Raw genomic sequence first — 24,028 nt, forward strand, 5'->3', positions numbered from 1 at the left:
GCGCAAGTAACATTACGAATCGCTGTACGACAAATTTCACCCGAATACTGGAGCTACTTCGGAATAGGTGGATTTTTCAGAGAAAAGGTAGCGCCATGCGCTGCATACATAGCATCTCCAAAGTAGAAGATCTTGATACTGGCTCCGGTAAGAGAACGCGGAGCATTTCCGCGTACAGTCACTTTGCCGCCGTGGCCCAGAGTAATCAGGCCGGTATAAGAATTCCCTATAGTTATGTTAATCGTTCCGGTGGGAGCCGGCGAACCTGACACGCCTGATACTACCACATACCAGGTAGTCATCTTTCCAGCTTTCAGAGTCGTCGGATTGGTATAGAGCTTGATGCTTGATTGACGATTGCGGCTCACCAGCACACTCAGGCTGAATCCGGCTGAATTGAATGTGCTTGTTCCATTGAAGGTGCAGCGAAGTTGATAGCTACCCGTCACCGATGGCGCTAACGCGGTTACTTGATCGAATTTATTCGGCTTGAGATTTGCCCTGGTAACGCTATGCACTCCCACAAAGGTAATCGTATAGGTCGCATGCTGCCAGTCAACAGGAAAATTCGTGCCATTGAAAGACATAGCGATGGTAAGAGGAGTATTTGGAGCATAGGTATAAGCAAGATTATTGATGGAGCAGGTCAGATTGGGCGTCGTCTTGAGGACTGTGAGCGTTATAGGTGCGCTCTCAGTCGTCTTCATCTGATAGAGATCGTTATACACCGCAACCACAGAATGTCGTCCAACAGACAGAGGAGTCGTCACACCCACTCCTGCCACATAGAGTGAATAAGTAGGTGCGTTGCCGGAGACATATCCATCATAACGAGTGGAATCAATCAGGATGTAGAAGTTGGCATTGTTCGAGATGGGTTCATCGGCAGGTACGGTCAGCTGCGCTTTAATGGATAGAGCAGAGTCACCGTATGTCATAGTTGACATACTTTCCGTTACAGTGAGCTGTGAGTTACTCTCTGCCGCAACCGGAGCCGCCAGAACTGTACTGGGATTAACACTCCCTGCGACCACCCCAAAGAGAAATATGCAGAAGAGCATACATCCCAAACGAAACAAGCGTTTGTTTGTAATCATTACAAGAATCCTCAAAGATAATAGAATCCAATGTTAAATAGTAATATAATATTTTTGCTATAAAATAACCTTGGACAGTATAACAATTGGATTGCTTGTACACAAGTAGTCAGGACTTAAGATGTTACTTCTCTTTACCTGCAGGTGACAATTCGAGTTCATAGAAGCGTGTCTGACTTGCATCAAAGCCCACGCGAACGGTGCCAACGGGACCATTACGATGTTTTGCGATGACAATATCGGCGCTATGCTTCGCCTCAATATTTTCCTGATCGTACATGTCTTCGCGATAGATGAAGAGCACCACATCGGCGTCATTTTCGATAGCGCCAGACTCTCTCAGGTCGGAGAGTTGTGGTACTTTCGATTGACGATTTTCGACGGCACGCGAGAGTTGAGCAAGCGCTAAAACTGGCACATCCAGTTCCTTGGCCAGGCCTTTGAGACCGCGACTGATCTCAGCGATCTCTTGTTCTCGATTTGCGTAGCGTTTCCCTTGCACGGTGGCATGCATCAATTGGAGATAGTCAACGACGACCAGATCGATCTTCTGTTGTGCCTGAAGCCGTCGAGCTTTGCTGCGCAGGGTTGAGAGAGACAGACCACCGCTATCATCGATCCAGATGCATCCTTCGGAGAGAGTTCCCATGGCCGAGACAATCTGTTCCCACTCATGATCATGGACCCATCCCATGCGTAGACGTTGTTGATCGACATGAGATTGCATGGAGATGAGGCGCATTCCGAGCTGCTTTCGGCTCATCTCCAGAGAGAAAAAGGCGACGCGACTCTGATGCTTGTAGACGGCATTGGAGGCAATATTCAAGGCAAGGGCCGTTTTACCAGTGCCTGGCCGGGCTGCCAGTATAATCAGATCCGCCCGTTGCAATCCTCCCAATGCGACATCCAGATGACGAATCCCCGTGGGAACGCCAACAACTTCACCAGAGTGTCTTTGGACAGCACTTAAGTCATCCATGCACTCAGAGAGGATGGTTGACAGGGGAACGGCTTCTGATGACTCTCCACGTTGGGCAAGAGCAAAGATGGCTTGTTCGGCTTGCTCTAACGCATCAGTCTCTTCTGCATAGGCGGCGGCAGCCATCTGGCCAGCAGCCTGGATAAGATGTCGATAGAGCGCTTTTTGCGCCACGAGCCGTCCATAGGCAACGACATTGCCACTGGTAGGAACTCCATTGACCAGCGACATGATGGCAGACGTCCCACCGACATCATCGAGTATTCCTCGCTGCTCTAACTCATCGCAGAGCGTGATAAAATCGGCGGGAAGGTGTCGTTCCTGCAATGCAAGCATGACTTCATAAATTGTGCGATGTGCATCGCGATAAAAATCCTGAGGCGACAACACATCTGCCACCAGGGTCGCCGCATCGGGATCAATCAGCAAGCTACCCAAAACGCCTTCTTCCGCCTCGATGCTTTGGGGAAGTTGAGCAACTGATGTAACTTTTTCCATGCTGCTATCTACCTCCTTGTGCTCGCTGGAGCTGGTAGCGTGCTTCCAGATCCATCAAACTGTTACTCGATATGGGATGGGGGATAGGAGAGCCACGCGAGCCTTGATGATCTCCCGTGCCTGTCGCCTGGACATTCTGGAACTGACGGCGTTGCAGGACGCTCTCCTGTTCACGTTTCAGCCAGCGACGAAAAAAGGCAGGTGTCATACATTGCTTTTCCTTGTTCCGGCGGGGATCATCGATCCACTCTCTGGCGGCATCGGCTTCGCCAACAATTGAGAGCGTCGGATCTGGAAGATATTCAGCAATCAGCCGTGCCAGGGCAGCATTTTGAGGAATTTTGAGGATGTCTGCAACCTGCCGGATAGTATCCGTCATCTTTTGTTGTGAAACAACCGAGACGACGCCGTCGATGGCGGAGAGAAACGTTATTCCGGCCGGAATAATGTTTTCCGGTTCACCTTCGCCTTCTTCTTCTTCTTCTATTTCTATTTCTTCTTCTTCTTCTAGAATCGTTTCCCGAACTTCCCCCAAATTCCCCCAAATTCCCCCAGATTCCCCAGGATTTTCTGGGGGATTTTTTGGCAATGATTTCTGAGGGGGTGCCGGGTACTTTGAGTGAGCTGGTTTGCTTAACGTCTCCCACTCCAGCCAGCGCGTTAACGCATAATAGCGTTGCCGCTCGTCGTGATAGCACTGAAGGAGCTCGCACTGTTCTAAGAGCATTAAACACGCTTCTATCAGATCGACCGGCTTATTAAGCTTACGGGACAGCAAACCAGCATGGGCTAAACCACGTCCATGGTCGTCTGCATTGAGCACCAATCCCATCAGGACAACCTGAGTATCACTACTGAGATCAAAAAAATCAGGATCATCGAAAAGATTTGTGGGTAAACTACGACTTCGTGCCATCGGACACCGACCTCCATCTAATAATAACTAAAAATGTGTAGATATTTTTCTCATTGAGGGGATATATGAGAAGTAGCGGGGATTATCTCAATTTTGTGGAGTCTACAGTGGTTAGGGTTGAGGAGAATGTACTACGTTTTTAACGTAACGTAATTATGTTTATATTATACTCCATAATGTGTATTACGTCGAATTTTTATAACATATGCTTATCATCTCTATTTATTCGTACTAAATTGGAAACATGTATCCTGACGTAGAATGCCCACCTACCCGCTTGCCATTGACTCCAACGCATGCGGGGGATGAGAGATCTTCCGAAATGCCTGTCAGGCATCGGTGGGTTGAGTATGCGCTAAAAAACGTTCTTGTTACCACGGGTGCGCTTCATTTTTGTGCAGCCAAAGGTCAGACAGTGTAGCGTCCTCGCTTCGCTCGACACGGATTCTGGGAACCCTGTTGCTACATGCTCCCTTGACACCAACAAAATATCATGCTAATATAATATCAAATTAAAATTATATGGCGAGTAAGAAGCTCTTGACTGCATGCTTGCATCTACAGGTAAACGGAAAGAGAAGGAGACCCTGATGGAGAATGATCTTGAGTCATCTCAGGCGCGTGCTGTGCTTGACTTTATGCTCTTTTTGAATGATACCTTGAGTCGCATGTCACAGCATTTTGAGCAGGAAACCTTATGTTCTCCTGAAGAAGCAAACATCATTTCTCTTCTCTCAAAGCGTGGGCCACTTATGGTCAAGGAGATCGCTCAGGCGATGGTTGGCATCGACCCGAGTAAACTGACGCGCATCCTTGATAGCCTGGAAAAACAGGGCTATGCGACGCGTACTCTCAATCGTGAAGATCGTCGCAGCTTTCTTATCGCGCCAACGGAGCAAGGAATGAGGCTTCTCGAAGCGTTTACCGGGCAACTTCAGAACCTCGCGCAGGGTATGCTCAGCTCGCTTACTCCGACCGAACGGTTGATCCTTATCGAATTATTCACCAAGATTCAGACCAACGGCATCCAATCTCAGGACGCGTAGCATCCGTGTCGTGACGCTTCCGACAAAAGTGCACGACCACTATCGTTACTTACAAGGTGCTAACATTCTCTTTTTTTGCCTTAATTTATTATCATTTTGGTAATACATCAAAGTGAAATTTGTTTCGTGAAAGGAACATGAACATGAAGCTTGCTATCTTTGGCGCGACCGGTGGCACTGGTCAGCAACTCGTTACTCAGGCTTTAGATGAGGGTCATATCGTGACCGTACTTGTCCGCAACCCCGCCACATTTTCTTTACAGCATCAACATCTCTCTATCGTACAAGGGGATGTACTTGACCAGGCCAGTGTCGAGGCGGTTATAACCGGGCAAGAGGCGGTCTTGAGTGCTTTAGGAACCAATCAACCCGGGACGACGCTCTGCGCTGATGGCATAGAGCACATTCTCACAGCCATGACACACGCTCAGGTGCGTCGTCTCCTCGTCGTCAGTGCCTACGGTGCGGCGGAGAGTCATCATCGCAATCTTTATAATCTTATGCTCTGGGCCAGCCTATCCGAAAAAATGTGGGACAAGGAGCGGATGGAGGATCTCATCAAGCACAGCGATGTGGATTGGACGCTTGTCCGGCCATCTTTTCTGACCAATGGACCACGCACGCAAAAGTATCAGAGTCGTTCTGATCTTCATATGCATATCACTTCGCGCATCTCGCGAGCAGATGTTGCTGCTTTCATGCTACAACATCTGCTTGATACAAACACTTTCCACCAAGCTCTCGCTCTTACCGCCTGAACAAAAAAATTTATCTGCCATGCTTTAACAATAAAACAATAAAAAAGGAAAAAGACTATGATCCACGACAAAATCGCCCTCGTCACTGGTACAAACGCTGGCATCGGAAAAGTCATTGCCACTGAACTTGCCAGGCAGGGCGCTACCGTTGTGATGGTCTCACGGGACCGTCAGAGAGGTGAGGAAGCTATGCGCGAGATCGCGTCCACGACTGGCAGTGCTTCACTCGATCTGCTGGTAGCGGATCTCTCCTCTCAACAGGCCGTTCGTCGACTCGCTGAAGAGTTTCAGCAGCGCTATTCCCACCTGCATATCTTAGTGAACAATGCAGGCGCACATGTTCAACAGCGTCAGCTAAGCGTTGATGGGATAGAAATGAACCTGGCGATCAATCATCTCTCCGCTTTTTTACTCACCAATTTGCTCCTGGATACCATGCGTGCCAGCGCACCTGCACGCATCATCAACCTGGCATCTAACGCAATGACGCCTACTATCAATCTGGATGATCTACAGAGCGAGAAGACCTTTGTTCCCTTTGAAGTCTATGGTCAGGCCAAGCTTGCCATGGTGATGTGTGGTTACTCCTTAGCACGAAGACTCACTGGAACAGGTATTACTATCAATGCCTTGCATCCAGGCATTACAGCCACAAACATCATTGGCAACGTGACCCCGCCAATCATGCGTCCCTTCACCGGTATCATCAAGCTCTTCCTGCAATCGCCCGAACAGGGAGCGCAGACAGCACTTTATCTGGCAACTTCACCAGAGGTGGAAAGCGTCACGGGGAAGTATTTTTTGCGCGGCAAGCCAGGGCAGTCCGTCCCCATTTCCTATGATGAGGCACTGCAGGAGCGTGTCTGGGATGTCAGTACGAAACTGGTGGACCTGGAGCATTGAATGCTCCAACAATCCTGATTCTGATGCCTGCACAAACGTGATCAAAATAAGTCATACCGAGCGTATCAAAAAAGGTCAGGCAGTTTGCAGGTTAGATGCTTCCCGGTAGGAACATGCCAGGAAGCATCTCAAACACGTATCTACAGACATCTATCCGAAAAATAATCAACGTGTTCTCTTTTTGCCATAGATAAGTGTCATCGTGCCATGAGTAATACTCATCAAGCAAACAATAATAGTAACCACAATCATGAGTGCGGATACTTTTCCCTGCGGCATAAATACAAGCAGAACGACTAACATGGCAATCGCAGTTGAGAAAAATACTCCAGCGTATTCTTTCGGATACTTTACATAGTGCCGATTGATGTATGCATGTAACAAATTCTGAGGCGGTTCGTTATCCATTTTACGTCCTTTTTCTTTTTACGATTCGTATATTCTAACATACGATAGTTAGCAATAGAAGGGAAAATGGTTGCATATCATCGATATCTATCAGGCAGCTTTTGTTGAGGATGATAGGGAACAATCTCTGCCAGAGATGTTAGCAAAAGATCATCAGTCTGGTTATCCCGAAAGGTTATATAATTGAGCCACATTATACATCCTCTGGTAACCTTCTGGACCATCATATATAGCCAGAAAACAAGCTATCTGGTTACCGTTTTATGGCGTAAAAAACCTGGCATTGAGGACTATCTGGCAAGCGATAAAGGATACACATTTAGGTTGATGATAGCCACAGATAATGGCGCAAATCGTGCTTAAATCGTGCTCAAAATTGCCCTCAATTGACAACATTCAGACAAGGCGATGTTACCTGTTTCTTCAAGAATGTTGGCAGGATGATAACTCTATTTCCGCCACGATTCTGCCCCAGTGTATTACCACAAAACATGTTAGCTGTGACGAGTATAATAAATAGAAGATGAGCAATATCTGGACTGTTTTTTTGATCCATCATAGGATACTGCAAAATGCATAATTGCAACGAGATCAAGCTGATACATTCATGTAACTCATGCTGAGACGTTTGTTATGAGGAGTCCGTATAATGATGGAGGTAAGGATTTTTTGTAGCCAGGGATGACACCAATTAACTAACGATCTATGTACGACATATTTCGTAGAGAAAAGGTGACAATCATGAACATTAATGCCGAACAAGTGAATCAGGTCCTCAACATGCTTCCCTATCCTCTCAGCAAGGATACCCTTGTCGAACATGCTCGTAAGCATAACCTGCCTGATCAGGCAATCAGTATGCTGGATAAGCTACCAAATAAGACGTTTAATTCCGCAGATGATGTCAAGAGTGCTATGAGTGGTCTCAGCAATGCCGGCGGCATTGGCGGTAAGATCGGCGGACTTTTCAAATAACATTTGCTTTCCGCGTAAGCAAGATAACAATGCTCAGCCAGCCTCTTTCATCCTTTGAAACGGTTGACCGAGCATTGTTATATTACACAGTCAAAGGTCATCGCGCCGATATGACATTGGAGACATACATCCCAATGGGATGAGATGCTCACAGACGTAGTACTCTGTCAAAAGTTATCGCGCCGATGCGGTATTGGTGATGTGTGTCCAAAACAGCTCCAGAAGGCGATGGGGTGAGAGGCTCACCGACGTAGCGGCGCGGCAATTCGCTTGATCGCGACGTACCGCCGTGCTGCCTGTGACTCGTACGACCACGCTCCCCATGGGGTTCCATGCGTGATCTTCCCACCGTGGATCGTCTCGTCTGCGTTGCTTTCAGATGCACATGGGACGTGTTCGTGCGGGAAGTGACAGCACGGGGTACGTCGCGATCAAGCGAATTGCCGCGCCGCTACGTCGGCGAGCCTGAGCGCCTGGTTCAAGGGGCCATCCTCCTTTGCCACGCAACGTCCTTCTGTGTTTTGACAGAGCAGTAGCGTCGCACGCTACGATTCCGTGGCTAGGAGTTCAAAGATGGCAATCTCAGGACGACAATTCAGCCGCACCTGGGGATTGATCATGCCCAGTCCGCGATTGGTATAGTGCTGGAGATTCTGGATCTGATACATACCTGCCTGATATTTACGCGCTAGCTCGGGGAGGTAGACGGAGCCATAAAAGGGGATGCGAATCTGCCCGCCGTGCGAATGGCCGGAGAACTGTAGATCAACACGTCCGGAGGCGGCAGAGACATCAGCAAAATCGGGTTCGTGAACCATCAAAAGAGTTGCCCCTTCTTTTGGCATCCGATGGAGCAATCTATGCAAGCGATCTTCGTGCGCCCAGGCAGATTGAGTTGGCTCATCGGTCCAGAGATCGTCCATGCCAATCAGATGCAACGCAGCTTTTCCTCCCCCACGATCAAAGGTATGTAGCTCATCTTTGAGAACCTGTATCCCGCTCTCCTGTAGCATCGTTGTCACCTGTTGAGGGCCAGCCCAATGGTCATGATTCCCCAGGGTTGCAAAGACGCCATCAGGGGCATGTAGGTGGCGCAATTGGGATAAAGTGGCGGCAGAACTTGCAATCAAGTGTGTGACAAAATCTCCAGTAATCAGGACAAGTTGTGCCCGCACATTATTCACCATCTTCACAACCTGAGCCAGGCGTTCAGCAGTCATAAACGTATCATCGGTATGCAGATCGGTAATGTGCGCCACCCGATAATGATCGAACGCCGGATCTAACCGTGCAAGATGCACCGGAATCTCATGAATATCCAGCCAGGTCGGCTCTACATCGCGTACATAGAGGCTTGATCCTTCGGCAGCCACCAGCGTACCTGCTGTAGTTGCCAACGTCCCCCGCAGAAAATTTCTCCTTCGCACCTAATCCACCCCCAAATATATTCTTCTAGCAGTATGCGTATATTCCTCTTAAACTTATTATACACATCAGGCATAAATGCGTACCGCATTCAAGAATAGTAGGAGCCCAAAAAGCCTAAAAAAGGATCTAAAAAGTTGAGAAAAAATAACCGTTGCAGATTTGATGTAGAAGAGTCTGAGGCGGTCATGAGACACAAGTTGGCAAGGAGGCCGTGAAGTATGTATGAGGATATTGAGGGGGCCATGATCAACTGACGCTTGCTGCAACAAGGCAACGAAAACTATGCTCTTAAGGTCCCCTCTGCTTTGAAGGAGTATGGCTTTTTTCAAGCACATGAAAAGTAGGTAGGTAGTCCATGTGTCAGTACACCATTAAGATAGTGCTTCTTGCGCACCATCCAACGAGAGAATCTCATCAACTTGTTTGAGCAAGCTCTGAGCATTCGTAAAACCATAATTGACGGCATACGTTTTACCACGGGCATCCAGCAAGACGGTCGTGGGCACGGTCAGAACATGATAACGTTGAGTCAACTCAGGCGAGTTCGATGCATCGATATTAATCACCGAAACCACGTCCCCTTTGGCTTCAACCACACGGCGCAAGACAGGAGCTTGCAAGATACGACATTGACGATCATCCTCGTTGCCAAATGCCAGGATGCGTACGCGTGCAGCCGCATGTACACGTTCTGCATCTTCATTTGTAGATACATCAATCCGCATAAAAGGTTCAGCATCTACAATGGAATGCGGGACATGGACATGTGGTCGTCGATATTCACCATAAAAACGGCGAGCGGCGAGCAGAAAAACGAACACAAAGACGGCAATTAACACGAGAATAGCCAGATGCAACACGAGATCAGACATAATAATCACACTCCCCGCCAGAAGAATCCGCCCTCATAGGGTATAAGAAACAATCATCATAAGAGAGATATGTAAATATTGAGCTACAGCCAGCAAGTTGCAACTACCACTCAAGAACAGAAGACTTGAAGGAAACAACGTCAGGCAGACCCAAAACAACGTACAAACACGATCACAAGTCATGGAACAAGCATGCGTGGGGCCTACACCCACACAAACATGAAATCAACTCTCATTTATTCCATCTATTACCATAACGAACACCGCTAGCGCTGGCAACTTACACAGGCGGAAATAGCTGTGCCCGCCTTTCGCGGAGGAATTGGGCAATCTGCTCGGGATTCTCCTTATGAAGCGCAGATGACTTCAATTCGCTCAGGACAGCACTCCATTCTTCTTTATGGGATAGATAACGGCTATCCATGCCGACCAGCTCCTCAAAAATACGTCGTTCTAACTCGTGCCACAGAGAACGATCACGGCCATCGATATCGCCATCGTCCGGCGTATAATCCTGGTCGCTGGTATTATTATCGATACGTACATGCAACGGATCAAAGAAATGACGTACAATCTCATCCATACGCAGCTGATCGAGCGAGCCAGCATCGAAAGCCAGAGTCCCAATCAGATGAACCTGCACCACTGGCTGCATGCCTTGATAAGCAGGACCTTCACGACGACAATAATCTTCAAGGCGTTTATATAAAGCCTCAGGTTCAAGCAGATTATCTACTCGTAAATCATAACGTACAAACGAACGCCTTCGACTCACAAGATGTTGCGCGTGATGAAAACGTTCCTTGCGCTCAACATCAATAATCCGTTCAGGCTCATCGGTATCAATCTCAACATAATAGTAGCCTCGATCCTCCCATTGAGCCTCCTCCGCGCCGCAGGTCTCGGTTGAGCCAGGATTATACATCCAGCCCCCGAACTCGTATGGCTTATGTACATGGCCCAGAGCCAGATAATCTATGTACTGATGCAACGGCTCAAATTGAGCCATCGTGGGCAAGCCCTGGACACGTGGCACAATGCCATCCAGACCGGTATGCATCATCAGCAAGCGATAATCTACTCCCTGTTCGTTCTCCTGCGCGTGAGCAGCCTGGAGAGCCTGAGACATCCCTTCCAGAGTCCGTGCGGTCGCTGCACCTTGCCATGGCAATCCATAGACGCGTAAACGACCATCAAGCAGGTCAACGTAACTCCCCAACATCGTCTGCGCATTCCAGGGAGTCAGCTGCGGAACACCGTTTTGCATAATAGGAGCAAGCAGCCTGATATAATCCTGATAACACAAAAATTGTAACCAGGAGACACCATCCCGATAATAGCTGCGATCGTGATTTCCCTCAATCGCGATCACCGGAATATGCCGATCATGTAGCTTCTTTAATCCCTCAATAGCGTGGATGAGCGTCAAAGCATCGATGGCACGCTTATTAAACAGATCACCGGCGATCACCACAAAGTCAACCTCACGTGCGAGAGCGTCATCGACAATCTCCCAGAACGCCTTGCTGAAATCATTGAAACGCTCACGCACACCATATTGTTCGTAACCCAGATGAGTATCCGCCACGTGAATAAAAGAAGCTCGCATACCAACCCTTATGTTTTCTTACTATATATTGAAGGCAGAAGATGAAGCCGACCCTGCTCATCCCAGAGGATGAGCAGGACCTGTCATCCAGGCACGCACGGCAACGACAGCAATCACCAGAGCACCGATGCTATAAGCCAGCACATCCAGACGTTTATTTTTGCCATTCGTCGTAAAGCTCATCCAGATGAGCGGCAATCCGAGTGCCACGATACCGCCATAGACATAATGCAAATAGTAGTCACCAACGCCACCACCGGGCTTTAAGCCCACAGCAACCATTAAAATGCCTAACAGGCCCTGCAAGAGACCAAAGCCCAGAGAGACAAATAAAGAAATATGCCACGCTTTGCTTGCAGCTAGCTTTCTAAAATATAAGATAAAGCCCCAGATAGCTGCGACAAGTGCACTCAGAAAGACAAGATACACATTAAACGTGTGCAAGGTCAGGATAACATCAATCACAACGATGCCCTTTCAGGTCATTCGATCAGGCCGGACGCCTTATCAGAAACATTCTTTCGACAACCACTCGTATACATTCAAAGACGCTACTTTGTGGCCAGAAATATATAGGAATTTCCTTAGCCCTACTATAGCGTGTATCCAAAAGGATGACAAGGCAAAAGAGCGGCATACCCCGATGCCTGAACGCAGAGATGAGCGCGTCGTCAGTCACGTTTATGACATGTATGTCTGGATGATCTTCATTACATCATCCATCTGAAAGGGCTTGGGCATCGCCTGATCCGCATGCAAAGATTTAGCCTGGAGCAACTGGTCTAAGGCCGACATGATGACTATCACATGCCGGCCTCTAGCAACGGGATTCTCACTCAGCAGGCGGCAGAACTCGTGTCCATCCATCACAGGCATCATCAGATCGAGAAAGATCAGATAGCCAGTCTGCGTGGACGCGGCCTGGACCTTTTTCAGCGCTTCACGTCCATTGCGTGCAACCTCAACTGGATAGCCTTCTAAATCAAGGATATCTACCATCATATCGCGAATAACAGCCTCGTCATCCACAACCAGAATCTTCTTGGGCGATGAACGCTGTACAGGCGATATGTCATTGTCTCGTGCCGGCATAATTAGTCCTATCTCATTCAATGGGGTCAACGGGCGAATCTACATAGGGCAAATAGAAACTAAATGTTGATCCTTCGTTCGCAATACTCTGCTCTAACCAGATCTTACCTCCCATCGCCTCAACGAAGCGGCGACAGATATATAAGCCTAAGCCTGACCCTCGTACAGGAGTCGTCAACGAACGTGGAGCACGCACAAACTTATCAAAGATGCGTTGTTGATCCTGTGGCAAAATGCCTTCACCTTGATCAACCACACGTATCAGGACAACAGGAATGTCTCCCTTATCTATTACTAACGTTGGATCGGCCTGATCATTTGTCAAAAGCGCCACAACGTCTGAAAGTACTTTTTTTGTAGCCCGCACCTGTATCTGCGTCCCTGGAGAGGCGTATTTTGATGCATTCTCCAATAAGTTTGTCAATACCTGCCGCACACTTGGCGCATCACCAAGCATCCAGAGATCGGGTGGCACATCTAGCGCAATCGTATGTTCTGAATTGCGCGTTAACATATTGACTGCGAACTCGATCGCGGCTAACACCTGGATTGGCTCAATATGGAGATCCATCTTACTCTCAGCGGGACCAATCTGTGCCGCCTCCGTAATATTGGCCACCAGATCGCTCAACTGTTGCGCCGCCACGGAAATCTTCGTAGCAAAGCGCAGCACCGTCTGCGGCGTGGCGCGTGCGCTTTGACGCTTCAGCTGGCTTGAATAGCCACTGATCGCCGTCAATGGCGTACGTAGCTCATGAGACGCGGTCACCAGGAACTCATCTTTCAGCTTATCGACGCGTTCCAGCTCGGCATACGCCTCTCCCCGCTGTTCGAAGACGTGCGCGTTCCAGATAGCATTGGCGGCCTGAGCACAGATGGCCAGCACCGTACTGATATCCTTGGGTAAGCGACTCCCGCTGGGTAGATGACTACCGGCGGTCGGCACACGACTCCCAAGCGGAGTAGGCATCGCCAGAAAACCAATAAACTCCGTTTGATAGGTCATCGGCACCATCAACAGATGTTCAATGCCCATCTCGCGCAAGAAAATCATGCCACCCTCATTAGATTTACGCGCCAGATCCTCAATTTTGGGGGGATCAAGAAAGAAGAAACCTTCGTCAACCATATGCTCCAGAAAAGTTCCTTTGAAGGGCAGCTCAATCAGATTGATCAGTTCATCTGGTTCGCCGCGATTACGAGGCGTGATCATCGGCATGCCGCTTCCATCATCGACCATCTGGACACTCGACGGCGCGTAGAGCGCGTGGGCCTTAAGGACATCACGTGCTTCCGTGGGCTCAAAAAAGACGCAGAGGTCAACTTTGGTGATCAAGGCGACCGATTCGACAAGATTGTTCAGCAGCTCGGTGGTATTCAAAACCGAGCTGATCGCTTGCAAGGCGCTATTAATCGCTGCGAGTTGTCCCTCGCGTTGGCGAGCCTCGTGTAAGATCGCACGGTCCCGCTCGTAGAGCTTCGTATTTTCAATACTCACCGTCACGATCTGCGTCATAGCCTCTAAGACCTGGATCTCTTCTGGCTGATAAGCATGAGGCCGTAAGCTACTGATACAGATAGTCCCAATGACTCGATTAAACATTTTCATCGGTAACAAGAGGAACGATTCAGCCCGACGTTGATCTCCCCATACTCCAGTCAGAAGTTCCTGATACTTCTGTGCCTTATCGCTGTCCTGAGCCGGTGAGAAGAGCAGCGTCTGCTTCTCTTGCTGCGTCACTTTCCACCAGACAGGTCGCTCGGTCTTTGTACGTACAGTCGGCTTCTCGCCCAATCCATCAATCCGCATCCCATCGACGATGGCAAAGATATCATATAAGCGATCAAGGTCGCGATCGTAGATCGTCAAGAGCATGCCGGAGACGTCCACCACCCGGGACACAAAGCGATAAATCTGCTCGACGAGATCGGATAGCTTGACAGAGGTGGGAAAGACGGAGCTAATCGTCTGGAGAAGTTGGAGGTATTCACTTGTCCGCCGTTGCTTACGGCGCAAGGTATCGTTCTGAAGATAGATGGCGATCCGCTCGGTATATTGAAGCGAATCGACGCGTTGCTGCTGGAGGTGCTGCTGAAACAGGGGAGATGTAATGCCAACATAATAGAGGACAACCACACCCAGGACGGTCGCGGAGCGTTTATGCCCGCGCATCTCATCCACAAGCGTCGATTCGCGTACAGGTACAACAAGATAATGCGATGGAATGACATCGGCATGGATAGCCAGCGGCTGGGCAGCATGCACCAGCGTCGTATAATCCTCGTGACGCATAGCATACGGCTCATTTTTTTGCCAGGCATAGCCGATCAGATCCTGCCCAAGAGGATATGCCATCCCGACTGAAAAGAGCTCACTCTGATCAGCGGTCACATATTCAATATCATCCGTAGACGCAACAAGAGGACGTGTACGGTTCTTACCTACCAAAGCAGAGATACGCCGCGTTTCATCATCGAGATCCAGCTGCGCGGTGACACGCCGCGTGCTAGATCCACCAGTATCGGCAACCACTAAAGGATCGGGAGCGACAGGCAACGGATTCGCGTTTTTTAAGCGGATATGCACCTGAACTCTCATTTGACCAATGGTCTCATCGTGCAAGGCGATGCACGCTCCTTGAGCACCAAAGCGTAACATCATCTGTTTTAAAAGCGCGGTCAATAAAGTTACAGGATAGGTCTCTTCGGCGAATGAATCAGATTCCTCCCAGGTAGAGACAGGCATCCACAACTCCTCTTCTAGCCAAAGCGCTGCGAAGCGCCGGGAAAAGCTGTCTAGCGGCAGTGGGCATAGGCGTTACGATTTTTTCTAAAGCGTAGCATATCACACACTTCAGCCGTATTCAACATGACAGGTAGAACGGCTGTATGACTAGAAAGTTAATGAGCAATATCAGAACATACCAATACATGCCAGCACTATAATTTTTTCATAACACCACAAAGATGATGCACCCTGACGTAAGCTGAGCTTCCTTGTTCCGGAACAATAGCCTCTATGACACTATATCACGTAGCAGCATAGCAATTTTGTCAGGCACTAGTAATGAAGTACTCCAAAGACTAGACGTTGTGGAACGGGAAATTTTAATTTGACAAATTATCTGTAGTGGGGCTATGATGCTATTACGAAAAAAACGATGCCTGATACCCGCCCGACAGTTTTATGATGCCTGCCATTGAGCACGCATAGCAGGTTGATCACACCTTGCAACCGGAGGATCAAAGATGACAGAAACGACAGCGAACGGAACTGTGTTTCATACTCACACGCTCAGCAATGGCCTACAGATTGTGGGTCAGCCGATGCCTGATTTCGAGTCAGTAGCTGTTTCCTATTATGTACGTACAGGTTCTCGCGACGAATTTGATCCCAGCATTGCAGGTGTCTCGCATTTCCTGGAACACATGGTCTTTAAGGGCACCAAAACGCTGGATTGGCAAGAAATTACGCTGGCCTTTAATAAGATCGGCGCCGAACTAAACGCCTATACATCCCATGAAGCCACCGTCTTCTACGCACGTATCCTGGGAGAATACCTGGACCGCGCCTTTGAGCTGCTGAGCGATATGATGTATCCTCGTCTGGACGAAACAGATTTCACGATGGAAAAAGAGGTCATCATTAATGAGATCGCTCGCTCAGAGGATCAACCTTATAATCTGACCTATCGTCGCATGATGCAAGACTACTTCGTCGACCATCCGCTAGGTCATGATGTCCTGGGATCACGCGAGAGTATTCGCAATCTAAGTATTGATCAGATGCGCGATTACTGGAAGCGTCGCTATGCCGCTAACAATCTGGTCCTCTCCGTTGCCGGCAAGTTTGACTGGGATCATATCGTTGAGCTGGCCGAGCAGCATTGTACCAACTGGCGCGTGGGCGATAGTGGACGCGATGTCTCTCACTACGAACCCAAACAATCCAGCCATCACGTCATGGTGGACAAGAATCTCAAGCAGCAGATTATGATCATCGCCATGCCCGCCGTCGACGTCAAAGATCCCGACTTCTATGCCGCCAACCTCGCCGCCAGCATCCTGGGCGATAGCGATGGCTCGCGCCTGTACTGGAACATCTATCAGCGCGGACTGGCAGAATCGGCCAGCGCTGGCATCTGGGCCATGGAAGGCACGGGCATTTTCATGCTGGAGGCCAACTCGACACCCGAAAACGCACCGCGAGTCCTCAAGATGCTCAATGAGGAGTTGGATAGCTTCCTCAACGATGGTGTCTTCGAGGATGAGCTACAGCGAGCCAAGGATAAGTGGATTAGCAGCATCGTGCTGAGTAGCGAATCGACCTTCTCGCGCATGCGCTCTCTGGCCGCCGACTGGGTTACCGAAGGCCGTCTGATCAGCGTCGAGGAGGAGATCGAGCGCGTCGAGCAGCTGACATCTGAGGACGTGATGCGTGCTCTCAAACGCTTTCCCGTGCGCGAGAAGCAGATCATTACCACGCTTGGCCCTCTCAACGAAGATGAACTGTTCGCCCAGGCCAAGTAGCGTCGCACGCTCGCGTGCGATGTTCCACTCGACGTACGATCAGGCCCCCGGCGTTGTGTGGCAAGATCGGGTTGTCTCGTACGAGTTACTGGAACATCGCACGCGAGCGTGCGACGCTACTGTATAAAGTGGAGTTGAAATTAGATGACGTATCCTGCTGAGCCGATTGTGCTCTCGTATGTGCAAGCGAATCTGTTGCTACAGGCGAGAAAGCAAGCTCAGACAACGCTCGACGTTTCACCAGATCTGGGCCTCACCACAGTGCCAGTCATCCTGACGGAGACTGGCATCTCTTTTGCGCACGGCGATCAGCTCACCTGGGAGCAGGTTGAGAAGATTAAACGATCGGATGTGACATGTTTTCGCCTCGAGGGGGACACGATCTATCCGATTCAATACTTCTCGGAAGCCACAAACCGTATGTGCAGCCTATTGCCAACCCAACGCACTCCAAGTATGCTCATTGCGGGCTTCACCATGCATCGCATTGTCGCTATCGATCCAATGCAGGACACGCTTAAAAAGATCGCCGCGCTTAAACCCATCACCGGACGCGTCCTGGATACTGCAACGGGATTGGGCTATACCGCCATCGAGGCTGCCAGGACAGCAACCGAAGTGGTAACGATCGAACTGGACCCAGGAGCACAGGAGATCGCCCATCAGAATCCCTGGTCACGCGAACTCTTCAGCAATCCCAGGATCAAACAGCTCCTTGGCGACTCCTATGAACTGGTATCAACCTTCGAGGATGAAAGCTTTTCCAGTATCATCCACGATCCGCCGGTCTTCAAGCTGGCCGGCAACCTCTACTCGGGCATCTTCTACCAGGAACTCTACCGCATCCTCAGGCGCGGCGGACGCCTCTTTCACTACATCGGCGACCTCAACAGCAAATCATCTGGCACCGTCACACGAGGAGCCCTCAAACGCTTGCAAGAGGCTGGCTTTAAGCGCGTCGTCAAGCGACCAGAAGCTTTTGGGGTTGTCGCCTACAAATAATATATTTTCATACACCTGTGCTCGCAGCCCTCTGTTCAGATGCGCACATTTTCCTCATAAGCAATTTCTTTATTTGTGAACCAACTCACACACTATTTGCGAACTAGCTCACATACTATTTGTGAAATAGCTCACATACTTTAGCCTACTTACATGATATCTTTTGTTTAAGCCATAAACGCATTAAAGCTTATGTGCTCAATGAAATATTTATCAAAAACGTCTATGAATCTGGGAGAAAAAACACCATGCGTTTGAAAAACTTTGTTCGTGGCCTGAGCCTCACCCTCCTGATCGCTGGAATCCTGGCGGCCTTCGTTTCCACCTATTCGTCAGCGAGTGCTCACGCGCTCAATACATCGACAACTACCAATATAGCACAAAAAAGCTCATCTTCCCCTGTAGTGTCCTTAGGCACAGTTGCTTCCCATCAAGCCGTAGGGAGCACATTTACCGTTCTGACAACCACTGGAGGCTTCACGTTATATATCCATGAGTGGAAAGGGACAAGCGGCTTTACCTGTGATGGCGTATGTGCCCAGACCTGGAAACCCTTGATCTACACGGGAAAGGGCACGCCTACCTCTACCACTAAACTGCCCGGTAAGCTGAGCGTTGGAACCGATGCTCAGGGTAACAAAGTTGTCTTCTACCAGGGCTATCCTCTCTATACCTACGTTGGTGACGTGAATCCTGGCGATTACAATTCGTATGAAGCTGATAACTCTCCCTGGCAGCCGGCCACCCCTAATGTCCCCACTGGCCTGTAAACAGCCAGCCCTTTTCAACAAAAATCAACGAGGCTCCCGGTGGGATATCCCGCCGGGAGCCTCGTTGTTGGATGGCAAAGGACCTCTCATGCTTTGTAGGCCTATCAGGGGCATGGCAAGGATTCCTTCCTGAGACAACCCATCATTGGGAGTGGTCATATCTCTAGCAGGTTTTTTAAGTGCTTCGACCTGGGTTACAAGCGTATCGTATCGCGCCTTCTCGACCACAAGTTGCGTCTTTGCATTTTGAAATGCTGCAATTCCCTACATTTCTCCTCCTGGCTCCCATTGTTAGGAACATCATTATTCCATGTGTCCTGAAGAAAATCTATAGTCTGCTTCTTGCCCTGGACAGTTGCGGCGGCAGTTGCCGGATCGCTATCGGTGGGTAAGAGATTGAGCGTAGAAGCAAGGACCGCAATCTGCCAACATATTCTCTTTTATTTTCTCTTTTCCATTACAACCAACATGTATGAAACATCAATTGAGCATTCAATGATGCTATTTAGCTCTCGGGCAAACCAATTGTTCGGATAATCTCAGAAATCTGTCACATTTATAGGCAAATTCTCGATTACGAAAGTGTGCTCTCCAGACCGATAAAGGTAAGTACGCTCTACTAATCAACCCATATCTATCTAGAAAAGGATTTTTATGATGGGAAATCTAAAGATGGCCTTAAAAGAGGCTGGCTGGACAATCTTGATAAGCCGTATGGTCATCCTGATGTTGACTTATCTGACAGTATCAATCATACCTGTAAATGGATCTCTCTCGGTCTCCAATTGCTTCACAGATCGACGAACTTGTATCCTATCGTGGATGCATTTTGATGTCTTCTCGTATATAGATATTGCGATGAATGGATATGAGACAGAAAAAGCTACTGCCTTTTTCCCTCTCTGGCCTCTGTTTCTCCATCTAGTGGGCGCGCCACTCAATGCATCCGAGCATCTCTACTATCTCATCGGCATCCTGCTAGCAAATATATTATTCTATCTGGCGCTGGTACTACTTTATCTGATAAGTATTGATCTTTTTGATCACAAGGTAGCAAAAAAAGCGCTACTCTATCTAGCATTTGCGCCATTTGCGCTGTTTTTCTTTATTGGTTATACCGAAGCACTTTTCTTAGTACTTTGTCTGGCGACATTTTTCTGTTTGCAACGAGGATTGAAATACGAAGGTGCATTAAACTGGTGGCTCGCCGGCTTGAGCGGTTTTCTGGCAGCATTAACCCGTTCACAGGGATTTCTACTAACCTTACCATTCGCGATTGTGTTCATCCAACGCTATATATTGGCAAAAGAATTTTATCTAAGTGCCTGGCGTAAAAAGATTGCAGCGTTACTTCCCATCGTAATGATTCCCCTGGGAATCATTGTCTATATGGGGTATCTCTGGTACACAAAAGGCGATCCATTGCTCTTCAGCAAGGCCGAAGCTGTCAACTGGACACGCAGTTTTAAACTTCCCTGGATAGGAATAACTGATACACTGAAAGCTCTCTTCGTTCCGGGAACGCTTCAGATTTTAAATGCAATCAACTTGGCCAGTCTTATTGTCTCTTCAATTGTCCTTTGGAGCGGCTGGAAAAGGCTACCGATACACTATAGCCTCTTTGCGCTACTACTGCTCATCTTTCCACTCTGCTATCCACTCGGTACCCACGATCCGCTAACAGCCCTCCCTCGCTACATGTTAATTATCTTTCCGGTCACAATCATCAGCGCCAGCTGGAAACAGCAGAGACTAAGCACACTGTGTCTCGCCTTTACACTGACACTCTTTACGTTCAACTGCATGCTTTTTATGAATCATTACTGGGTAGCGTAATTGGAAGGACATAAACATCCAGCGCAACATTAGATAGCTTGTTGTTCCTCATGATGTTCCACATAGAGAGCGTGATCCTCGATGATCAATTGGAGGATCTGCTCAACTGGACCATAGCGGGCATCAATCGGCCATTGCTCTTTCGCCTCGGTATCACCTTTACGCACAATCTCCAGCCAGACTTGAGCGTGACTGGAATCATCGTTGGCACGCAGATGCAATGTCATAGTAACGATCTGCTCAAAATCGAGCACCTCGACGCGTTTGCTGCTCGGCGATTTATAGTGATGGCATTGAACGACTCCCTCGGGAGTCACAATCAGCAGCGCATGGCGGAAAGCCTGTCGACGTTTATAGGAGATAATCATACAAATAATTGCGCACACGACCGGGAGAATCCAGAAGTAAAGGCTCAGATTCTCTACCAGCGGGAGTAATTGATGATAATCAACTGCCTGAGGCGTGTAGTGAGACTGGTTGGCCACTGGTGAGTTGGCTGTAATTAACCAGCTCAGCACGCTCAGCGGCCCCAGGCAGAGCAATAAGGCGAGCAAAATAATGCAGACAGCCACAAAAGCGGCGATGCCAACAAAAAAAGTCATCCAGAGTGGTTTCCCCACTCCGCGGAAGATACGCCAATTTTCTGGTATAGCTCCATCCAAAGCTCGAGTGATAATTTCGTCAGGATTAATCATTCGGGGCATCCTTTCTTCAGCACGATATATCTACTATCTCTTTCTTCTTTATACTCATGAGATGGATACTCTGGATGCACTTTTTCCCTGTGGCGACTGATATTGCCGTTAACGATCCGCTAGCTGGCAGATTGCCTGCACTCCTCGCAGCAGATCTTCGTCTGAGGCCGCTAAAGAGATCCGCACATACTCGTCAGTGATCGATCCAAAGCCCTGTCCTGGCGTAACAGTGACGTTGTAAGCGCTAATCAGATCCAAAGCGAATTGACGTCCGCCACGCGGCTCTCCATGCCGACTCGCAACGTCGATCAAGAGGAAAAATGCGCCATGGGGCGTATAGGTGTAGCGATCAAACAGCTTGAGCTGCTCAATCACAAGGTCTCGCCTGTGGCGATAGCTCTCACGCATAATGGCAATGCATTCCTGCGGACCCGTGAGTGCCGCCGCCGCAGCTCGCTGAGTCAACAGGTTGATGTTCGTCATGTTTGCATTGATCACATTCACAATCGTTTTGATCATCGGGATACTCGATACCAGATAGCCAATCCGCCAGCCAGTCATCGCATACGATTTAGAGAAAGAATAGATGCCGATAAAGCGTCCCTCAGCCAGCTCCGCGCTGGAAAGCAGAGAGGCCGGGCTGACGTGTTCCCCTTCAAAAACGATCTGGTCGTAGCACTCGTCGGAGAGTAGATACAGGTCATGACGACGTGCAAAGTCCAGAAGATCGCTGATGACCTGACGTGGCATCACAGCGCCCGTCGGATTGCCTGGCGTGTTGATGAGCAACATACGTGTACGTGGAGTCACACGCGTTTCTAATTGAGCGATATCAGGCAACCAGTCGTGGCCTGGATCTAGTGGATAAGCGACTGCATGCGCTCCGGCAACCTGCAACTGAGGCATATAGATGGGCCAGCAAGGATCGGGTAGCAATATTTCATCCCCAGGGCTGATAGTTGCCAGTAAGGATGCTAAGAGGCCGCCCGTGCCACCCATGGTGATCGCGATGTTCTCAGGCTCTACCCTGTAGCCATTCACGCGCTCGATTTTCTCGACCAGGAGTTCACGTAGCCAGGGCCAGCCATGCGAGGGTCCATAAACCTGCTTTTCACGTGTGATGCTTTCAATCGCAGCCTGACGAATATGATCAGGGGTACGAAAATCAGGCTCACCAATCTGTAAACGGACAGGAGGAGGCAATTGTATCCCTTTGGCCTCAGCAGCTCGTTGTAGTTGATCGGCATACTCACCCAGAAATGTAATATCAGGGATAGGAAGCTCAGAAAGTTGTGTTTTACCTGATTTCATAATCGTCGCCCACTTTGATAATAATCACAGATACGCAGTATAACTTCACAGATAAGTGCTATACGGACAGGAATATGCTCTACTTCAATATACTCATCAGGATTATGTGCCAGGCCACCTGTAGCTCCCAGACCATCAACCGTAGGAACACCCATACCCGCAGTATTATTGCCATCAGAGGCTCCACCACTGGAAACATCCTCGATATCCAATCCCAGAGTTAGACCTGCCTCCTTTACGAGCTCAACCAGACGAGCATTCGCTTCTGTACGCTCAAATGGCAGGCTGCGCACTCCTCCCGACAGGATGATGCGCGTGCCTTCCAGCCTGTTTCTGGTAACAACCTGCTGTAAGGCTGTCTCAATCGCAGCTAGCCCCTCTCGATCGCTGACACGTACATCGATATCACAATACGCATAATCTGGCACGACATTTGTACGATCACCGCCGCGAATAACTCCCACGTTCAGCGTGACTCCTGGGATAGTGCCATTGAGTTTCTGTAACGCGATAACTTGATAGGCTAATTCTAAAATCGCGTTGCGTCCCTTCTCAGGTTCAACGCCCGCATGTGCGGAGAGTCCATGCACTTCCACGCGATAGTGAGCGATACCTCGACGCGATGAGACGATCCGATTGAGGACACGTCCAGGCTCAAAAACGAGCACCGCATCGACATCCCTGGCCAGACGCTCGATCGCAATACGACTCACGGGAGAGCCAACCTCCTCATCGCTATTGCACACAAAAGTTACACTTTGATAATGCGCACTTTGTGCCTCGATCAGAAGATGCAGCGCATACATACCCATCAAAACGCCGGATTTCATATCCAGAACGCCGGGACCTTTCATGATAGGTGCACCATCGCGCTCGGACAGCGTATAAGGACGCCGCACAGCCTCGTCAGCCGGGAAAACCGTATCCATATGCCCGATCAAGAGCAGGCGCGGTCCCTGAGGATTGTCTCCAGTATGTACAGCGATAAGATTGTTCCCATACTGCTCCTGGACATCAAAAGATGTTGTAAAGTGAAACTCCTCAAAACGGTGCTGCAAATAGAGTCCAACACTATCAACACCCTCTTTCAAGAACGTTCCTGAATCGATATTCACAATCGCGGCCAGGTCCGTCTCAAAGCGTTCCCTAATCCCCTGTACCCGCTCCACAAACGTATTTTCCGGCATGGAAATAATCCCCTTCGTCTCTCAAGCAACTTTTGTATTATCACCACTGCCAACTATGGCAGATAGATTCCAAGTTATAGCTGTAGAGTAGCAGCCTGATCAAAGCCTTGTCAATG

Annotated in this window: 22 protein-coding genes; 8 read left to right on the forward strand and 14 right to left on the reverse strand. The window is 49.1% G+C overall.

The window, feature by feature from the left end; all coding sequences use genetic code 11:
* Positions 1-53: 53 nt before the first annotated feature.
* The 3 genes from AC27N8_RS22290 to AC27N8_RS22300 all read right to left on the reverse strand — a co-directional run bounded on the left by AC27N8_RS22290 (position 54) and on the right by AC27N8_RS22300 (position 3,490).
* Positions 54-1,097, reverse strand: coding sequence for a hypothetical protein (locus AC27N8_RS22290; protein ID WP_487069599.1), 1,044 nt, complete (start codon positions 1,095-1,097; stop codon positions 54-56).
* A 124-nt stretch (positions 1,098-1,221) separates the two neighbouring features.
* On the reverse strand, positions 1,222-2,574 hold the full coding sequence (dnaB, locus tag AC27N8_RS22295; RefSeq protein WP_487069600.1) for a replicative DNA helicase: 1,353 nt from the start codon (positions 2,572-2,574) through the stop codon (positions 1,222-1,224).
* Positions 2,575-2,578: 4 nt separating this feature from the next.
* Positions 2,579-3,490, reverse strand: a complete 912-nt coding sequence (locus AC27N8_RS22300; protein ID WP_487069601.1) for a hypothetical protein — start codon at positions 3,488-3,490, stop codon at positions 2,579-2,581.
* Between the two features lie 590 nt (positions 3,491-4,080).
* Between AC27N8_RS22300 and AC27N8_RS22305 the strand changes: the two genes are divergently transcribed.
* The 3 genes from AC27N8_RS22305 to AC27N8_RS22315 all read left to right on the forward strand — a co-directional run bounded on the left by AC27N8_RS22305 (position 4,081) and on the right by AC27N8_RS22315 (position 6,197).
* Positions 4,081-4,536, forward strand: a complete 456-nt coding sequence (locus AC27N8_RS22305) for a MarR family winged helix-turn-helix transcriptional regulator (RefSeq protein WP_487069602.1) — start codon at positions 4,081-4,083, stop codon at positions 4,534-4,536.
* 143 nt (positions 4,537-4,679) lie between these two features.
* On the forward strand, positions 4,680-5,294 hold the full coding sequence (locus AC27N8_RS22310) for an NAD(P)-dependent oxidoreductase (protein ID WP_487069603.1): 615 nt from the start codon (positions 4,680-4,682) through the stop codon (positions 5,292-5,294).
* Positions 5,295-5,351: 57 nt separating this feature from the next.
* Positions 5,352-6,197 carry an SDR family oxidoreductase gene (locus AC27N8_RS22315; RefSeq protein WP_487069604.1) on the forward strand — a complete coding sequence of 282 codons (846 nt, stop codon included), beginning with the start codon at positions 5,352-5,354 and terminating at the stop codon, positions 6,195-6,197.
* Between the two features lie 165 nt (positions 6,198-6,362).
* Here the strand turns inward: AC27N8_RS22315 and AC27N8_RS22320 are convergent, their stop codons facing one another.
* Positions 6,363-6,605 (reverse strand): hypothetical protein, encoded by a 243-nt coding sequence (locus AC27N8_RS22320; RefSeq protein ID WP_487069605.1) that lies wholly within the window; start codon positions 6,603-6,605, stop codon positions 6,363-6,365.
* Positions 6,606-7,346: 741 nt separating this feature from the next.
* Here AC27N8_RS22320 and AC27N8_RS22325 point away from each other — a divergent pair.
* Positions 7,347-7,580, forward strand: a complete 234-nt coding sequence (locus tag AC27N8_RS22325; protein WP_487069606.1) for a DUF2795 domain-containing protein — start codon at positions 7,347-7,349, stop codon at positions 7,578-7,580.
* Positions 7,581-7,754: 174 nt separating this feature from the next.
* Here AC27N8_RS22325 and AC27N8_RS22330 read toward each other — a convergent pair whose 3' ends face one another.
* From AC27N8_RS22330 to AC27N8_RS22360, 7 genes are all read right to left on the reverse strand, one after another.
* Positions 7,755-7,904 (reverse strand): hypothetical protein, encoded by a 150-nt coding sequence (locus tag AC27N8_RS22330; RefSeq protein WP_487069607.1) that lies wholly within the window; start codon positions 7,902-7,904, stop codon positions 7,755-7,757.
* 221 nt (positions 7,905-8,125) lie between these two features.
* On the reverse strand, positions 8,126-9,007 hold the full coding sequence (locus tag AC27N8_RS22335; RefSeq protein ID WP_487069608.1) for a metallophosphoesterase: 882 nt from the start codon (positions 9,005-9,007) through the stop codon (positions 8,126-8,128).
* A gap of 372 nt (positions 9,008-9,379) precedes the next feature.
* Positions 9,380-9,880, reverse strand: a complete 501-nt coding sequence (locus tag AC27N8_RS22340; RefSeq protein ID WP_487069609.1) for a thioredoxin family protein — start codon at positions 9,878-9,880, stop codon at positions 9,380-9,382.
* Positions 9,881-10,160: 280 nt separating this feature from the next.
* Entirely contained in the window at positions 10,161-11,489 is a 1,329-nt protein-coding gene (locus AC27N8_RS22345) for a metallophosphoesterase family protein (RefSeq protein ID WP_487069610.1), read from the reverse strand.
* Positions 11,490-11,546: 57 nt separating this feature from the next.
* Positions 11,547-11,954 carry a hypothetical protein gene (locus AC27N8_RS22350; protein ID WP_487069611.1) on the reverse strand — a complete coding sequence of 136 codons (408 nt, stop codon included), beginning with the start codon at positions 11,952-11,954 and terminating at the stop codon, positions 11,547-11,549.
* Between the two features lie 216 nt (positions 11,955-12,170).
* Positions 12,171-12,581, reverse strand: a complete 411-nt coding sequence (locus AC27N8_RS22355) for a response regulator (RefSeq protein ID WP_487069612.1) — start codon at positions 12,579-12,581, stop codon at positions 12,171-12,173.
* Between the two features lie 13 nt (positions 12,582-12,594).
* Positions 12,595-15,327, reverse strand: a complete 2,733-nt coding sequence (locus tag AC27N8_RS22360; RefSeq protein ID WP_487069613.1) for a sensor histidine kinase — start codon at positions 15,325-15,327, stop codon at positions 12,595-12,597.
* 503 nt (positions 15,328-15,830) lie between these two features.
* Between AC27N8_RS22360 and AC27N8_RS22365 the strand changes: the two genes are divergently transcribed.
* The 4 genes from AC27N8_RS22365 (at position 15,831) to AC27N8_RS22380 (ending at position 20,719) form a co-directional block, all read left to right on the forward strand.
* Positions 15,831-17,111: a M16 family metallopeptidase gene (locus AC27N8_RS22365; RefSeq protein ID WP_487069614.1), complete on the forward strand. Its 1,281-nt coding sequence runs from the start codon at positions 15,831-15,833 to the stop codon at positions 17,109-17,111.
* A gap of 144 nt (positions 17,112-17,255) precedes the next feature.
* Positions 17,256-18,113 carry a class I SAM-dependent methyltransferase gene (locus tag AC27N8_RS22370; RefSeq protein WP_487069615.1) on the forward strand — a complete coding sequence of 286 codons (858 nt, stop codon included), beginning with the start codon at positions 17,256-17,258 and terminating at the stop codon, positions 18,111-18,113.
* Between the two features lie 248 nt (positions 18,114-18,361).
* The gene (locus AC27N8_RS22375) at positions 18,362-18,883 is read left to right on the forward strand and encodes a COG4315 family predicted lipoprotein (RefSeq protein WP_487069616.1); all 522 of its coding nucleotides are present in this window, start codon (positions 18,362-18,364) and stop codon (positions 18,881-18,883) included.
* A gap of 654 nt (positions 18,884-19,537) precedes the next feature.
* Positions 19,538-20,719, forward strand: a complete 1,182-nt coding sequence (locus AC27N8_RS22380) for a mannosyltransferase family protein (protein ID WP_487069617.1) — start codon at positions 19,538-19,540, stop codon at positions 20,717-20,719.
* A gap of 29 nt (positions 20,720-20,748) precedes the next feature.
* Here AC27N8_RS22380 and AC27N8_RS22385 read toward each other — a convergent pair whose 3' ends face one another.
* The 3 genes from AC27N8_RS22385 to AC27N8_RS22395 form a co-directional block, all read right to left on the reverse strand.
* Entirely contained in the window at positions 20,749-21,414 is a 666-nt protein-coding gene (locus AC27N8_RS22385) for a hypothetical protein (protein WP_487069618.1), read from the reverse strand.
* A 108-nt stretch (positions 21,415-21,522) separates the two neighbouring features.
* Positions 21,523-22,725 carry a pyridoxal phosphate-dependent aminotransferase gene (locus AC27N8_RS22390; protein WP_487069619.1) on the reverse strand — a complete coding sequence of 401 codons (1,203 nt, stop codon included), beginning with the start codon at positions 22,723-22,725 and terminating at the stop codon, positions 21,523-21,525.
* A complete protein-coding gene (locus tag AC27N8_RS22395) occupies positions 22,722-23,912 on the reverse strand; it encodes a M20 family metallopeptidase (protein ID WP_487069620.1) in 1,191 nt (396 codons plus the stop codon). Before AC27N8_RS22395 ends, AC27N8_RS22390 begins: the two co-directional genes overlap by 4 nt.
* Positions 23,913-24,028: the final 116 nt, after the last annotated feature.

The organism is Dictyobacter sp. Z7_2 (genome assembly GCF_057551105.1).

Coding starts and splice junctions, on each gene's coding strand:
- AC27N8_RS22345 (WP_487069610.1), bottom strand. CDS start 11,489: ATGCGAGCTTCTTTTATTCACGTGGCGGATACTCATCTGGGTTACGAA.
- AC27N8_RS22375 (WP_487069616.1), top strand. CDS start 18,362: ATGCGTTTGAAAAACTTTGTTCGTGGCCTGAGCCTCACCCTCCTGATC.
- AC27N8_RS22390 (WP_487069619.1), bottom strand. CDS start 22,725: ATGAAATCAGGTAAAACACAACTTTCTGAGCTTCCTATCCCTGATATT.
- AC27N8_RS22300 (WP_487069601.1), bottom strand. CDS start 3,490: ATGGCACGAAGTCGTAGTTTACCCACAAATCTTTTCGATGATCCTGAT.
- AC27N8_RS22290 (WP_487069599.1), bottom strand. CDS start 1,097: ATGATTACAAACAAACGCTTGTTTCGTTTGGGATGTATGCTCTTCTGC.
- AC27N8_RS22370 (WP_487069615.1), top strand. CDS start 17,256: ATGACGTATCCTGCTGAGCCGATTGTGCTCTCGTATGTGCAAGCGAAT.
- AC27N8_RS22360 (WP_487069613.1), bottom strand. CDS start 15,327: ATGCCTGTCTCTACCTGGGAGGAATCTGATTCATTCGCCGAAGAGACC.
- AC27N8_RS22315 (WP_487069604.1), top strand. CDS start 5,352: ATGATCCACGACAAAATCGCCCTCGTCACTGGTACAAACGCTGGCATC.
- AC27N8_RS22310 (WP_487069603.1), top strand. CDS start 4,680: ATGAAGCTTGCTATCTTTGGCGCGACCGGTGGCACTGGTCAGCAACTC.
- AC27N8_RS22380 (WP_487069617.1), top strand. CDS start 19,538: ATGATGGGAAATCTAAAGATGGCCTTAAAAGAGGCTGGCTGGACAATC.
- AC27N8_RS22330 (WP_487069607.1), bottom strand. CDS start 7,904: ATGGGGAGCGTGGTCGTACGAGTCACAGGCAGCACGGCGGTACGTCGC.
- AC27N8_RS22355 (WP_487069612.1), bottom strand. CDS start 12,581: ATGCCGGCACGAGACAATGACATATCGCCTGTACAGCGTTCATCGCCC.
- AC27N8_RS22320 (WP_487069605.1), bottom strand. CDS start 6,605: ATGGATAACGAACCGCCTCAGAATTTGTTACATGCATACATCAATCGG.
- AC27N8_RS22385 (WP_487069618.1), bottom strand. CDS start 21,414: ATGATTAATCCTGACGAAATTATCACTCGAGCTTTGGATGGAGCTATA.
- AC27N8_RS22365 (WP_487069614.1), top strand. CDS start 15,831: ATGACAGAAACGACAGCGAACGGAACTGTGTTTCATACTCACACGCTC.
- AC27N8_RS22340 (WP_487069609.1), bottom strand. CDS start 9,880: ATGTCTGATCTCGTGTTGCATCTGGCTATTCTCGTGTTAATTGCCGTC.
- AC27N8_RS22305 (WP_487069602.1), top strand. CDS start 4,081: ATGGAGAATGATCTTGAGTCATCTCAGGCGCGTGCTGTGCTTGACTTT.
- AC27N8_RS22325 (WP_487069606.1), top strand. CDS start 7,347: ATGAACATTAATGCCGAACAAGTGAATCAGGTCCTCAACATGCTTCCC.
- dnaB (WP_487069600.1), bottom strand. CDS start 2,574: ATGGAAAAAGTTACATCAGTTGCTCAACTTCCCCAAAGCATCGAGGCG.
- AC27N8_RS22395 (WP_487069620.1), bottom strand. CDS start 23,912: ATGCCGGAAAATACGTTTGTGGAGCGGGTACAGGGGATTAGGGAACGC.